Annotated in this window: 10 protein-coding genes and 1 tRNA gene; 4 read left to right on the forward strand and 7 right to left on the reverse strand. The window is 68.6% G+C overall.

What is annotated here, in order from left to right; all coding sequences use genetic code 11:
• The first annotated feature begins 151 nt into the window (after positions 1 to 151).
• Positions 152 to 292 carry a photosystem II reaction center protein PsbN gene (gene psbN / locus WH5701_RS17685; RefSeq protein WP_006172418.1) on the forward strand — a complete coding sequence of 47 codons (141 nt, stop codon included), beginning with the start codon at positions 152 to 154 and terminating at the stop codon, positions 290 to 292.
• On the opposite strand, the gene WH5701_RS11015 is transcribed toward psbN, so the two are convergent.
• Positions 261 to 3,197, reverse strand: a complete 2,937-nt coding sequence (locus WH5701_RS11015) for an alpha-mannosidase (RefSeq protein ID WP_369791638.1) — start codon at positions 3,195 to 3,197, stop codon at positions 261 to 263. The genes psbN and WH5701_RS11015 overlap by 32 nt on opposite strands.
• 170 nt (positions 3,198 to 3,367) lie before the next feature.
• On the opposite strand from WH5701_RS11015, the gene WH5701_RS11020 reads away from it, so the two are divergent.
• On the forward strand, positions 3,368 to 3,487 hold the full coding sequence (locus tag WH5701_RS11020) for a photosystem II reaction center protein I (protein ID WP_006172424.1): 120 nt from the start codon (positions 3,368 to 3,370) through the stop codon (positions 3,485 to 3,487).
• 100 nt (positions 3,488 to 3,587) lie between these two features.
• Positions 3,588 to 6,770 carry a DUF3769 domain-containing protein gene (locus WH5701_RS11025; protein ID WP_232201868.1) on the forward strand — a complete coding sequence of 1,061 codons (3,183 nt, stop codon included), beginning with the start codon at positions 3,588 to 3,590 and terminating at the stop codon, positions 6,768 to 6,770.
• Between the two features lie 3 nt (positions 6,771 to 6,773).
• Here the strand turns inward: WH5701_RS11025 and WH5701_RS11030 are convergent, their stop codons facing one another.
• The 6 genes from WH5701_RS11030 to WH5701_RS11055 form a co-directional block, all read right to left on the reverse strand.
• Complete coding sequence (locus WH5701_RS11030; protein ID WP_006172427.1) at positions 6,774 to 7,418, reverse strand: 3-isopropylmalate dehydratase small subunit 2; 645 nt, start codon at positions 7,416 to 7,418, stop codon at positions 6,774 to 6,776.
• Positions 7,415 to 8,890: a 3-isopropylmalate dehydratase large subunit gene (leuC, locus tag WH5701_RS11035; protein ID WP_050751577.1), complete on the reverse strand. Its 1,476-nt coding sequence runs from the start codon at positions 8,888 to 8,890 to the stop codon at positions 7,415 to 7,417. The genes WH5701_RS11030 and leuC overlap by 4 nt, the downstream gene beginning before the upstream one ends.
• A gap of 29 nt (positions 8,891 to 8,919) precedes the next feature.
• Positions 8,920 to 10,212: a competence/damage-inducible protein A gene (locus WH5701_RS11040; RefSeq protein ID WP_037981276.1), complete on the reverse strand. Its 1,293-nt coding sequence runs from the start codon at positions 10,210 to 10,212 to the stop codon at positions 8,920 to 8,922.
• 28 nt (positions 10,213 to 10,240) lie between these two features.
• The gene (locus WH5701_RS11045; protein WP_050751578.1) at positions 10,241 to 11,410 is read right to left on the reverse strand and encodes a glycosyltransferase family 4 protein; all 1,170 of its coding nucleotides are present in this window, start codon (positions 11,408 to 11,410) and stop codon (positions 10,241 to 10,243) included.
• Positions 11,411 to 11,552: 142 nt separating this feature from the next.
• A complete protein-coding gene (gene glyA / locus WH5701_RS11050) occupies positions 11,553 to 12,872 on the reverse strand; it encodes a serine hydroxymethyltransferase (RefSeq protein WP_198005191.1) in 1,320 nt (439 codons plus the stop codon).
• Between the two features lie 96 nt (positions 12,873 to 12,968).
• Positions 12,969 to 13,042: transfer RNA gene (locus WH5701_RS11055), tRNA-Arg, on the reverse strand.
• A 96-nt stretch (positions 13,043 to 13,138) separates the two neighbouring features.
• Here WH5701_RS11055 and WH5701_RS11060 point away from each other — a divergent pair.
• A complete protein-coding gene (locus tag WH5701_RS11060; protein ID WP_006172435.1) occupies positions 13,139 to 13,396 on the forward strand; it encodes a hypothetical protein in 258 nt (85 codons plus the stop codon).
• The last annotated feature ends 6 nt before the right edge of the window (positions 13,397 to 13,402 follow it).

The raw sequence follows: 13,402 nt of genomic DNA on the forward strand, positions 1-13,402 counted from the left end.
GGGCCGTTACTGTAAAGGCCAGGCGGCAGCAGACGCAGCCCTCGTCGAGAGTTGTGACGGACCGGTGGCCCCTCGGGACTCAGCCGCCCCCGCCGCTGCCACGCCGCCGCACGCCGGGGTGAGCCCGGCCTGTCCTCCACCAGCACCACCCTTGAGCGAAACCTCTCCAGCCATCTCCGTGGCGATCACCGTTCTGGTGGCGCTCCTCGCCCTCACCGGTTTCGGCGTCTACACCGCCTTCGGGCCACCCTCCAAACAGCTCACGGATCCCTTCGACGACCACGACGACTGATCCGCCAGCTGGCCAGCTGCCAGGGCCCAACGCGCGTGCGGTCTACGGCGTGGGTCCCGGCACTCGCCACTCCGGCAGCCGCAGCAAGCGGACCCCCCAGAGCATCGATCCGCTCCAGCACCTCCCACTCGCCTCCAAGCTCCAGCTGCTGACGGCAGGGGGAGAGGTTCTGCACCGTCAGCCGGGCCGGGCTGCCTCTGCCGTTGCATTCGCCCTGGCCTTCGCCGACGAGGCTGATCAGGCGCAGGTCGGGATGACCCAGCTGCAGTACCGATCCCGGCACCGAGGCCGACGAACCCTTGGCCGGCCGCAGCCAGCACGGCTCGCGGAAGCGCACAGCCGCTGGGGCCACTCCGGCCTGGCGCCAGCCCTGGGCGCAGGGCATCAGGGCCAGGCGCAGGCGCTGGGCTCCGTTGTCGGCTCCGGGATCGGGCCAGGTGGGCCCGCGCAGCAGCGAGACCCCGAGAGCTGCAGTGCTGCCTGAAACCCCTTGGGGCCCATCGAGCAGCACCGCCAGGCCTCCGGTTGAGGACTGGCTCGCCAACCAGCTGATCGCCGGCACCTCCCAACGGCTGGCTTCCCGCGGATTGGCGGCCGCCGCGATCCGCTCAATCACTCCCGCACTGGTGTCGGCAGCCCAGCGCACGGCCGGATGCTGCAGCGGCAGCTCCAGCCGCAGCAGTTCATGGCGCTGGCGCCAGTCGACCCGCAGGTTGAGCTCCAGCCAGGGGCAGCCGGCCCGCAGCTGCAGATCGAGGCGCAGGGCACTGGCGCCGCAGCGGCCACGCCAGACCAGACGGGTGCAGAGCGGACCGACCTCTGCCAGCACCGGGCCCGGCTGCCAGTGGAGGGGCAGGGGGTGCTGGCGGTAATCGGCGGCCAGATCCCAGGCATCCCAGAACTCACCGCGATCGATCCAGCGCCGCCACTGCAGCGGTTCAGCCAGCTGCGGGCTGTGGTCGCCCCCCCAGAGCTGCTCGAGCCCGAGGGGGCCGAGCTGGGCCCAGAGCAGGCCATTGCCCAGCCGCCAGCGCTCCCCGGCGGCGAGGGTCTCCAGCCGCACGGGATTCACGATCGAGGGGTCGTGGCTGGCCAACGGCGGCGCAGCACCAGGACGCTGGCGCTGACGCCGCAGCTGCAGGGCCGCCACGCCGCCCGGGGAGGGCAGCTGCACCCAGTGGCCGCCGGATGGAGCTGGCTGCGAGGGCAGGGCCTGCTCGCGCAGGCTCCAGTGGCCGGCCGGCAGGCGCAGGGTGAGGGGGGCCGCCGGCAGGGGCTGCAGCTGGGCCCACCACCACGGTTCCACCTCGGCGCCCGTCCCCTGGGCAGGGGTCCCACCGGGCTCCAGCCAGGCCCGCAGCGCCCGATCACGGCGGCGGCACGCCCCGCGGCGCGCCGCCCGCCACTGGGGTTCGGCCTGCTCGAACACCTCCGGGATGGAGGTGCCCGGCAGGATGTCGTGGAATTGCTGAAACAGCAGATCCCGCCAGCCCGAAGTCTCCAGGCAATGGCCCGGATCCCCGAGCAGAACGCTGGCGAGATCGGCCTCGCGCAGCAGCCGCTCCAGGGTGCGGTTGTGGCGCTTCTGGTCGGGACGGCTCGTGGCACAGCCCCGGTGCAGCTCCAGGTAGAGCTCATCGCGCCAGACGGGCAGCTGAGCGCTCAGGGGCTCCAGCCGCCGCAGATAGTCGCGCAGGCTGCCATGGCGCTGGGGAGCCGTGGCGTCGTTGTCACGCCAGAGATCCAGCTGCTCCAGCATTTCGCGGGTGGGGCCACCGCCGTGGTCCCCCACCCCCGGCAACCAGAGGGCCTCAGCATCACCCGTGGCCGCCAGCCACTCCAACCGGTAGCGCTCCATCGCCAGTGGGTCGCCATCGGTGCCGATCGGGGCGCTCATCAGGGCCAGCACCTCGGCGCCACAGCGACTGCGCCAGCGAAACAGCCGGTGGGGGAAGGGTGTGGTGGCGTTCCAGGCCAGCTTGTGGGTGCAGAACCAGCGCACCCCGGTGGCCGCGGCCACCGCCGGCAGGCCTGCGGCAAAGCCGAAGCTGTCGGGTAGCCAGGCCAGTTGATGCTCCCACTCGGGGAAGGTCCGGCGGCTGTAGGTCTGCCCCTCCTGAAATTGCCTCAGGAGTGAGGCTGTATCAAGCAGCACGCAGTCGGTTTCCACCCAGGGGCCATTGATCGGCTCCCAACGGCCAGCCCGCATGGCGGCGCGGATTCGCCCGAACAACTCGGGCCGGTGACGCTCCAGCCAGGCGTACAGCGCCGGTGTCGAATGGCCGAAGTGGAGCTCGCTGTGGTGCTCGATCAGATCGAGGGCCGAGCGGAAGGTGCGCTCAGCGGCCTGCCAGGTGTCGGCCACGGGCCAGAGCCAGGCCAGGTCGAGGTGGGCGTGGCCGAGCAGATGGAAACCGCCGGGCTCCCCCGGCGGGCTCTGCCGCAACTGCTCCAGCTCCAGCCGTGTGGCAGCCAGCAGACCATCCGGGTCAGCGGGATCCAGGGGTTCCGCCTCGATCCGGCTGAGCATCAGGGCGCCGTCGTCGTGGAGTGGGCTGCGCAGCTCCAGCTCCAGGCGCAAAGGCTTCCCCTCCCACCAGCACTGCGGCAGGGCCCAGCGGCAGGAGCTGTCGAACAGGTCGCCGCGGTGAACCGTGCGGCCGTCGACCCTGAGTTCGGCGGCCGCAGCCCACCAGCGCAACACCAAGCGGGCCAGGGCCGGAGCCCGGCCGCGCCAGCTGGGGGGACAACTCAGCTCCAGCACCAGACGCCGGGTCTGCCCGCCCCGCGGCCAGGCCATCAGACCACGGGCGTGCCAGTCGGGGCGATGGAGCCTGGCCCAGGGGTCGGCCAGGGCTCCCTGCCAGGAGCCATCAGTGCCACGCCGCTGCCAGGCGGAGAGCAAGTCCAGTCTCGAACGTGATCGAAACGTTTCAATCTCAGGGGGAAGCTGGGGATCCAGGCCCTGCGTCATCGATCCCGGCCATCAGTGACCCATAGGATGATGCCGCTGCCGCAGGGTCGTTCAGGCCCCACCTGGCGCCTGTCACTCCCTGTCACCCGCCGGACGGAACCATGCTCGCCCTCAAGATCTCCGTTTATTCGGTCGTTTTCTTCTTCATCGGCATCTTCGTCTTCGGCTTCCTGGCCAGCGATCCCAGCCGCACGCCCAGCCGCAAGGACCTCGAAGACTGAAGGCCATTCGCTGAGGGTGGGGTCACTGCATCAACCCACCTGAGCCGCACACCCGCGCCAACCTGGGCATGGCAGGATCGGCCGCGGTCCTGGAGATGTGGTGCCCTCAGCAACGCTTATCCGGTGGACCATCGGACTTGTGGGCGCGGCAACCCTGGCAACACCGGCGGTGAGCCGGGCCCAGAGCCTGAGCTCAGATTCCCCACCAGCACTCCTGAGCGGAGCTGAGGTCAGCGGCGCCGACCCGCTCCTCCCGGAAGCCCAGCCAAGCCATCCCGCCGTGGGATCCGGCCCGGCCAGCGCCGAAGCCCCTGTCAGCGACCCCAGCGCCGCCGAGCCCCAGCCCGCGCCGATCGCGATTCCAGCTGAACCGACAGGTGCTGAGCCGCCTGTGCCCGCAGAAGCCAGCGGCACGGCCGCCTCAGAACCTCCGGTCAAGACCCCTCCCAAGGAACTGGAGATCAGCGCTGATCAACAGGGATTTGATCTGGTGATCAACCGCTACGTGGCCAGCGGCAATGCCAAGGCCGTGCTGGCCGGCGGCCGCCTGATGGCGGACCGCCTCGAGTACGACACCACCACCCGAACCCTTTACGCCACGGGCAGCGTGCGCTTCTGGCGTGGCCAGCAGTACCTGCAGGGCAGCATGCTCCGCTACGGCCTGATCGAAGGCGAAGGGGAGATGGAGGACGTCTACGGCGTTCTCGACCTGAAGACCAGCCTGGAGGATCTCGACGTCGAGCAGCCCCCCTCCGTACCGCTCCCCGAGCCCCAGCCGATCGCCTGCCCGACGGTGCTGCCCGAGATTCCCGACTGGCACCCCCACCCCTGGAGCGCCACCCTCTGGGGCGGGCAGATGTTCCACTCCGATTTCGGCCAGACCTTCTTCGGCCAGGGTGTCTTCCGGCCGGAGCGGGTGCTGGGTGCTGGCCTGCAGAAGCGACTGATCAAGGCCGGCCCCTTCGCTCTTGAGCTCGATTTCAATGCTCTCGGGCACTGGGCATCAGCCCAGAAGGGCGGGCGCTACCTCGGACCCTTCACGTCCGCCGAGGTGGCCAACCTCTCCACCTCCGCCCAGACCTTCGGCGAGTTCACCGGCGGAATCGGGCTGCGGGCCTGGCTGCAACCGTGGCTGAGTCTGGGGTTCGTGCAAGGCGTGAGCCTCAACACCAACCTCAGCAACTACGAGAGCACCTACCGGGAGAAGTCGGCCCGTTTCCTCAACTATCTGGGCTTTGAAATCGAGGGATCCTTCTCGCCCCAGTGGTCGATGGTGGGGAGGATTCACCACCGCTCCGGGGCTTTCGGCACCTACAACGGCGTCAGGGAGGGCAGCAACGCTTACCTGCTGGGCCTGCGCTACCGCTTCGGCGGAGATCCGCCGCCCACGGACGATCCTCAGGCCGTCCTGCGCCCGGCCAAGGGCTGCCCCAACCGTGGCGCCGAGCCGCCGGACCGCCCCCGCTCCCTGCCCGAGGCCCTCGAGCAGGTGGCCATGGGCGGTGAGGGACCGGTGCCGGCCCAAGACCCGTCGACCCTGGACAGCGGCGCCGCTGTTGCACCGAGCACCCCTGCCGGGCGCCCAGCGTCGTTCCGGGCCATGCGCGAACAGGAGCGCAAACGCGCCGCCGCCGCTGCCGCCATCGAGCAGCGCATCTCCGGGGTGCAGAAACGGGAAGGGCTGGTGATCGAGCGCCGTCGTCAGACCGGTGGTAACGATGAAGTGGCCGCCGATCAGGACAGCGACTTCGGACCGTCCCGGCCACCCCAGGTGCGGCGGCTGCGCTCGGAGAAGAACCGTCAGGCGGTGCAGGGCACCCTCACCCATCTGCGCTATCAGGCCGCAAGAATCGTGCTCACCCCCAACGGCTGGCGCAGCGACCGCGCCAGTTTCAGCAACGACCCCTTCACCCCGTCCCAGTCGTGGATGGATGCGGATCAGGTGGTGGTCAACCAGGACGCCAACGGCGATCTGCTGATCACCTCCAAGCGCAACCGGCTGATCCTGGAAGACCGTCTCGCGATTCCGGTGACCTCACGCACGCGCATCCGCAAACAGCAGGAGGTGGAGAACCGCTGGGTGCTGGGGGTGGATCGGGAGGACCGCGACGGCTTCTACGTGGGCCGGCGCCTGCGGCCAATCCGGATTGGCGAGAAGGGAACCCTGGAACTGGAGCCCCAGTTCATGCTCGAGCGCGCCTACCAGGGCACCACCGACAGCTATCCGATCCCGGGAGGCGAAGCCACCGGCCCCTCGGTGAGCCAGGACAACACCCTGGGCGATCTGTTCGGCCTGGAGGCCCGGCTGAAGACACCGCTGCTGGGATTCGACACCAGCTTGAACCTCGACATCTCCACCTTCAATCCCGAGAACATCGCCAACGGCACCCGCAGCTGGGGCCAGATGGATCGCAACATCAACCTCCCCCTGGTGGGCTCCACCACGGCCCGTCTCTTCGGGGCCTACCGCTACCGGATCTGGAATGGATCCCTCGGCGAGCAGGACATCTATTCGGCCTACGGCGCCTCCCTGGAGAAGGAAGCGACCCTGCCCAACTGGGGCAAGCTCAGCAACCGCTACTTCTGGCGAGTGGGCCTGGGCAACTACCAGAGCAACGAATTCCTGAGCAGCGGCGAGGAATCGAGGAATCTTGCCCAGCTCTGGCGAGCCAACGCGGTGGGATCACTCAACAGCTCCCTGGAGCTGTGGCGGGGCCGTGCCCTCCCCTCCACCCCGGATGGGGCTCTGCGCTACTCCCCTGAGCCGATCGTGCCCGGGCTGACCCTGAACACGAATCTTTCGGGGAACGTGGCCTATTTCGGCGACGGAACGTACCAGAACACCCTCTCGATCTCCGGTGGTCCCACCCTCACCCTCGGGCACTTCAACAAGCGCTTCTTCGATTTCACTCAGCTCACCGTCACAGGCGGCTTCACCCTGCGCAACGGCCTCAGCCCCTTCGGTTTTGACGCGGCGGTGGACCTGGGCACGGTGGGCATCGGTCTCACCCAGCAGATCGCCGGTCCGCTGCTGTTCAACGGTGGGATTGGCCTCAACGTGGATCCCTCCTCGACGAACTACGGCGAGGTCACCGGCTCCTACGTGGAGTTGCGCTGGCAGCGCCGTGCCTACGCCTTCAGCGTCTTCTACAGCCCCTATGAGGGTATCGGCGGGGTACGGATCCGCCTCAACGACTTCGGCTTCAAGGGGACGGGGGTGCCGTTCGTTCCCTACCGGCCTGAGCTCAATGGTGCCGGAGAAGCACGCCGGAACCCGTTCTGAGCCTCAGGCCAGGGCGAAGCTGTCCAGATAGGGCAAGCGTGCCGCCGTCCGGCGCAGCTCCTCGTCGTGGGAAAGCAACTGGCCCGTGGCATTCCATTGGCCGCTGAGCAACATCTGCCGGGGGCCGGCCGCCAGCTCCAGGCTCCAGCGCTGCGCCGACTCGGGTGCGCCGGCAGGGGCCTGGCCGCGGATCTCTGCCGTGACCAGATCCAGCTGGAAGCCGGCGGCGGGCTCGGCAAGGGCCTGCTGCTGCAGCGCCAGAATCGTGGTGTGATCGCCGCTGAGGCAGGGGATTCCCAGAGCCAGGCAGTTGCCGAAGAAAATCTCGGCAAAACTCTCGCCCACCACCGCGCGGATGCCCCAGCGCATCAGGGCCTGGGGGGCATGCTCCCTGCTGGAGCCGCAGCCGAAGTTGCGGTTCACCACCAGGATCGTGGCCCCCTGATGCTCGGGGCGATCGAAGGGGTGGGAGCCCTCCAGCTCGAGGCGGTCATCAGCGAAGGCCCCCTCGGCAAGCCCCTCGAAGGTGACGCACTTGAGGAATCGGGCCGGGATGATCCGGTCGGTGTCGATGTCGTCGCCGCTGACGACAACGATGCGGCCTTCAAGACCGGGGATCGGGCCGAAGGGGAAGGGGGAGGTTCTCACGACAGCACTGCAGGGGACACGGCCACGGGCCTGGGATCGGCCGGAGCGGAAGCGAGCGCGGAGGGGCTCTGCAGCAGCTCGCGTACATCGCTCACCTGGCCGGTCACGGCCGCCGCGGCCACCATCGCCGGGCTCATCAGCAGGGTGCGGCCGGAAGCTGAACCCTGCCGGCCCTTGAAATTGCGGTTGCTGGAGCTGGCACTGATCTGGCGGCCCTCAAGCCGATCCGGGTTCATCGCCAGGCACATCGAGCAGCCGGGTTCACGCCATTCGAAGCCCGCCTCCTGGAACAGCCGGTCGAGGCCCTCCGCCCTGGCCAATGCAGCCACCTGCTCAGAGCCGGGCACCACGAAGGCCTTGATCCCTGGAGCCACCTGGCGGCCCCGGGCCACCGCCGCCGCCGAGCGCAGGTCACTGAGGCGGCCATTGGTGCAGCTGCCGATGAAACAGACATCCACCGGCAGCCCCCGAATCGCTGCGCCCGGAGCCAGATCCATGTAGCGGTAGGCCTCTTCGGCGATCGGGCGCTCCTCTGCGGGCATCTGCTCGGGGGTGGGCACCGTTTCATCCACCCCGATCCCCTGACCCGGCGTGATCCCCCAGGTGACTGTGGGGGCGATCGTGGCGGCATCGAAGCGCACTTCGTCGTCGAACACCGCGTCAGGCCCGCTGGCGAGGGTGCTCCACCAGGTCACCGCCCGCTCCCAGGCCGCCCCCTCGGGCGCGAAGGGCCGACCTTTGATGTAGGCGAAGGTGGTGGCATCGGGGTTGACGTAGCCGCAGCGGGCGCCCCCCTCGATCGCCATGTTGCACAGGGTCATGCGCTCCTCCATCGAGAGGGCCTCGATGCAGGATCCCGCGAATTCATAGGCATAACCCACACCGCCCTTCACACCCAGACTGCGGATCACGTGGAGAATCAGGTCCTTGGCGAACACGCCCGGCTGCAGGCTGCCCTCCACCAGGATCCTCCGCACCTTGAGCTTGTTCATCGCCAGGCTCTGGCTGGCGAGCACATCGCGCACCTGGCTGGTGCCGATGCCGAAGGCGATCGCCCCGAAGGCACCGTGGGTGGAGGTGTGCGAATCACCGCAGGCGACCGTCATGCCCGGCTGGCTGAGGCCCAGCTCCGGTGCGATCACATGGACGATGCCCTGGCGGCCGCTGCCAAGGCCATGCAGAGTGATGCCGTGCTGGGCGCAGTTGCGCTCCAGGGTGGAGAGCATCTCCTCAGCGAGAGAATCAGCGAAGGGACGAGCCTGCGAGGTGGTGGGCACGATGTGATCCACTGTGGCCACGGTGCGCTCGGGATGGCGCACACCCAGACCCAGCTCCTTCAAGGCAGCAAAGGCCTGGGGGCTGGTCACCTCATGGATCAGGTGCAGACCGATGAACAGCTGGGTGGACCCTCCAGGCAGTTCCGCCACGCGATGCCTGTCCCAGACCTTGTCGTACAGCGTGCCGGCGCTCACCGTTCCCTCCAAGCCCAAGACAGGCCAGCCTAAGGCGGAGTGGCCTGGCCTTCGGTCTGCGTCTCGGCCAGCAGAAGCAGGCGCAGGCGGTTGAGGGCCTCGCCGGCGCTCACCGTCTGGATCCAGTCGCGGCTGCGGCCACCGCCGAAACGAACCCCCTCACTGGTGCTGCCCCTGGGCCCTGCCAGGGCGATGTGCACCAGCCCCACCGGCTTCCCTGGGCTGCCCCCACCAGGGCCAGCGACGCCAGTGAGCGCCAGGGCCCAGGTGCTGCCGGTGAGCCGACGAGCCCCTTCGGCCATGGCGATCGCCACCGGATCGCTCACGGCCCCGTGGGCCTCGAGCATGGCGGCGGGCACCCCCAGCAGCCCTTGCTTGACGGCGTTGGCATAGGCGATCACACCGCCGAGGAACACATCAGAAGCCCCGGGCACAGCCGTCAGGGCTGCTCCCAGCCCACCGCCGGTGCACGATTCCGCCACTGCCAGCGTCTCCCCCCGTCGCCGCAACAGATCCAGGCAAAGGGAGGCCTGGCTGTCGTTGTCGATCCCGTAGAACCAGGCCCCCAACCGCTGGCGCAGCTCGGCCTCCACCGGGGCAAGGAACTCCTCGGCCTGCGGGAGCGTGGGAGCCTGGGCCGTGATCCGCAACTTCACTTCGCCGGTGCCGGCATAGGGCGCCACGGTGGGATTGGACAGCTCCAGCAGGTCGGCCACCTGCTCCGCCAGGCGCGATTCCCCAGCCCCCCAGAAGCGCAGGATCCGGCTGGCGAAAACCCCCTCGACCAGGCCCTGCCCCCGCAGCCAGGGCGCCGCGGTGGCGGCCCACATCGCCCGCAGTTCGGAGGGCACTCCGGGGAAGGTGAGCAGGGTGAAACCGGGCCTGGGAGTCCAGATCATGCCGGGGGCCGTGCCCAGCGGGTTGGGCAACACGCACGCTCCCGCCGGCAGCAGGGCCTGCTTGCGGTTGCTCGGCGAGGGGGCGCGGCCCAGGGCCGCGAACTTGGCCTGGATATCGCGCCACACCTCAGGCCGCTCCTCGAGCGGAGTGGCGAAGGCGTCGGCCAGGGCCTCGGTGGTGAGGTCATCGGGGGTGGGGCCGAGACCACCGGTGCAGATCAGCACCCGGCAGCGCCTGGAGGCCTCCCGCACCATGGCGATCAGACGCTCCCGGTTGTCCCCCACCACCGACTGGCGGTAATGGCGAAGGCCCAGACCCGCCAGCTGCTCCGCCAGCCAACGGGCATTGCCGTTGAGAATGTTGCCCAGCAGCAGCTCCGTGCCGATGCAGAGAATTTCGGTGCCTCCGCTTTCGCTGCCCATGAGTTCAGAGCCGCGGCTGGGCAAGCTCTCAGGGCTTCGGGTCACGGCCGGCATCACAGTGGACTGAGTTGGAGGAGGCCGCCGCTGCTGAAGCAGCTGTGGTGCTGGGGGAGGAATCGGCCGGCAACAGGCGCTGGCGACGGGAGCCCAGCACCGCCCCGATTAGTACTGCGGTGGCGAGCGCCAGCCAGAGGAAGCGCAGCTCCACATTGGCCGCCACCAGGGCCAGGGCAGCCAGCCACTGGGTGAAGGCGTAGATGATCAGCACCGTGCGGCGATGGCTGAAGCCGGCCCGCAGCAGCCGGTGGTGGAGATGGCGACGGTCGGGATAGAAGGGGGAGTGACCCTCGCTGAGCCGGCCCATGATCACCGCCGACATGTCGGCCAGGGGCAGGGAGAGAATCAGCAGTGGGAAGAGCAGGCTGACGGTGGTGAGCCCCTTGGCCGGGCCGACGATGCTGATCGCCGCCAGGGCAAAGCCCAGAAAATAGGAGCCGCCATCGCCCATGAAGATGCGGGCGGGGTTGAAGTTGTGGCGCAGGAAGCCGAGGCAGGCGCCGGCCAGGGCGGCTGCAAGCAGACCGGCTGCGCTCTGCTGCAGGCTGAAGCTCACCGAGAGCAGCCCCACCGCTGCGATGCCGCCAACGCCGGCGGCAAGGCCGTCGAGGCCATCGATCCAGTTGATGGCGTTGGTGATACCCACCAGCCAGATCACCGTGGCCAGCAGGCTAAGGCTTTCGGGCAGCGAGAAGGCCAGGGACGGCAGACCGAAGAAGCCGAGGGGCAGATCGATCGCTCCGATCCGCACCCCCTCGCTCCAGACCACCACCGCCACGGCGACCTGGCCGGCCAGGCGCGGCAGGGGCGGGAGGGCGAAGAGGTCATCGGCCAGACCGATCACGAAGTAACAGAGCGCTCCGGCCAGGGTGGTCCAGATCAACTGATCCCGGTCCGGGGCCAGGTTGCCGAAGCCACCCAGGGCCCAGGTGAAGGCCAGGGCCAGGGAAAAGCCCGCCACCATGCCAATCCCCCCCAGCCGCACCATCGGGATATCGTGCTGCTTGCGCGAATCGGGAGGGTCGAAGAGGCCGTAGCGCAGCCCTATTGTCCGCACCAGCGGCACGATCAGCGCCGTGAGCAGAGCCGCGATCAGAAAGGTGAGGAGGGCCGCAGGGAGCGGACTGGCGGCCATGCTCACGAGCAACGCGCACTGATCGTGTCAGCAGGACATGGCGACCACCCGCTGCCGACCCAAGGCCAGGGGCTGGGCAACGCTGGCGGCAACGTCGCGGGGGGAGCCATGGAAGAACCTGATCGAGGGCAAAGCTTAGGCAGTGGGGTCAGGCCGGCAGGGGAATGCGGCTCGGCCCGTAGAGCGGATGGCGCTCGCAGAGGGCACGCACGCGCTCACGGCAGCGCAGCTCGATGACGCTGTCATCGGAATGGAGAAGCCGGTCCGCAATCACATCGGCCACCTCGGCGAAGTCGTCGGCATCGAAGCCGCGGGTGGTGAGGGCGGCGGTGCCAAGGCGCAGACCACTGGTGACGAAGGGCGATTCAGGATCGAACGGCACGGTGTTCTTGTTGGCCGTGATGTTCACTTCGCTCACCAGCAGGTCGGCCACCTTGCCGGTGAGGCCGATCGAGCGCAGGTCGAGCAGCACCAGGTGGTTGTCGGTACCACCGGAGACCACGGCGATGCCGCGCTCCTGGATCCGGGCGGCCAGGGCCTGGGCATTGCGGATCACCTGCTGGCTGTAGGTCCGGAAGGAGGGCTGCAGGGCCTCACCGAAGGCCACCGCCTTCGCGGCCACCACATGCTCGAGAGGGCCACCCTGGCTACCGGGGAAGACGGCCTTGTCGAAGCGCTTGCCGAACTCGGCGTCATTGCAGAGGATCAGCCCGCCACGGGGCCCACGCAGGGTCTTGTGGGTGGTGGTGGTGACCACATGGCAATGGGGGATGGGGCTGGGATGGGCCCCTGCCGCCACCAGGCCGGCGATGTGGGCCATGTCAGCCAGCAGGAAGGCATCGACGGAATCAGCAATCGAGCGGAAAGCCTCGAAGTCGATCGTGCGGGGGTAGGCGGAGTAGCCGCAGATGATCAGCCGGGGGCGGTGCTGCTCGGCCAGGGCCCGGATGGCGTCGTAGTCGAGCTGGTTGGTGTGGGGATCGACGCCGTAATGGACGGCCTTGAACCATTTGCCCGACACATTCACCGGCGAGCCATGGGTGAGGTGTCCGCCATGGGAAAGGTCCATGCCCAGGATCGTGTCGCCGGGCTGGAGCAGGGCCAGGAATACGGCGAAGTTGGCCTGGGCACCGCTGTGGGGCTGCACGTTCGCCCAGGCGGCCCCGAACAGCTGGCGGGCCCGGGCAATGGCCAGCTCCTCGATCGCATCAACATGCTCACAGCCGCCGTAGTACCGCTTGTGGGGCAGACCTTCGGCGTACTTGTTGGTGAGTACCGATCCCTGGGCCTCCATCACGGCCCTGGAGGCGAAGTTCTCGCTGGCGATCAGCTCGAGATGAGTCTGCTGACGCTCCAGCTCACGGCCGATCAGGGCGGCGATGGCGGGATCACCGGCCGCCAGGGACTGGTTCAGGGGCGTACCGGTGGAATCCACAATGGTGTCGACGGAGGGGCGTGAGGGTTTCATCGTAAGAAATCATCCCAGCGCTCCTGCCGGCCCCCTGGGAAGCAGCGGGGAATGCCAAACCAAGAAAAAACCGTCCGGTTTCGGACGGTTGAGAAGCGCGCCTGGAGAGATTCGAACTCCCGACCCTCTGATCCGTAGTCAGATGCTCTAATCCGCTGAGCTACAAGCGCCTACCTCTGCATTCTCACCGCACGGGGGGGCCATCCGTCAACTGTCGCCGGGGCACAATCGAGCCAGCCACCACAGGCTCTGCGTCTCCTCTCCCCATGCCGATCCGCTGGTACGGCCCCGCCGACCCCGCCGACCCCACCTACTGCCACTACGAGCGGGTGGTGAACCTCTGCCTCCACGGCGGTCTGTTCGCTGCCGTGAACACGGGTTTGTGGTTCGTTCAGGGGCTGCGCCATCCCTGGGCCCACCTGGGCTGGCTGAGCCTGGCCTGGGGGGCGCTCTGGCTGCTGCACCTCATCATCGTGTTGCGGCTGCGGCCACGAACCCAGACGCTCGACCAAGGTGAAGCCTGAGCGCAT

This window comes from Synechococcus sp. WH 5701 (assembly GCF_000153045.1).
Classification (GTDB): Bacteria; Cyanobacteriota; Cyanobacteriia; order PCC-6307; family Cyanobiaceae; genus Regnicoccus_A; species Regnicoccus_A antarcticus.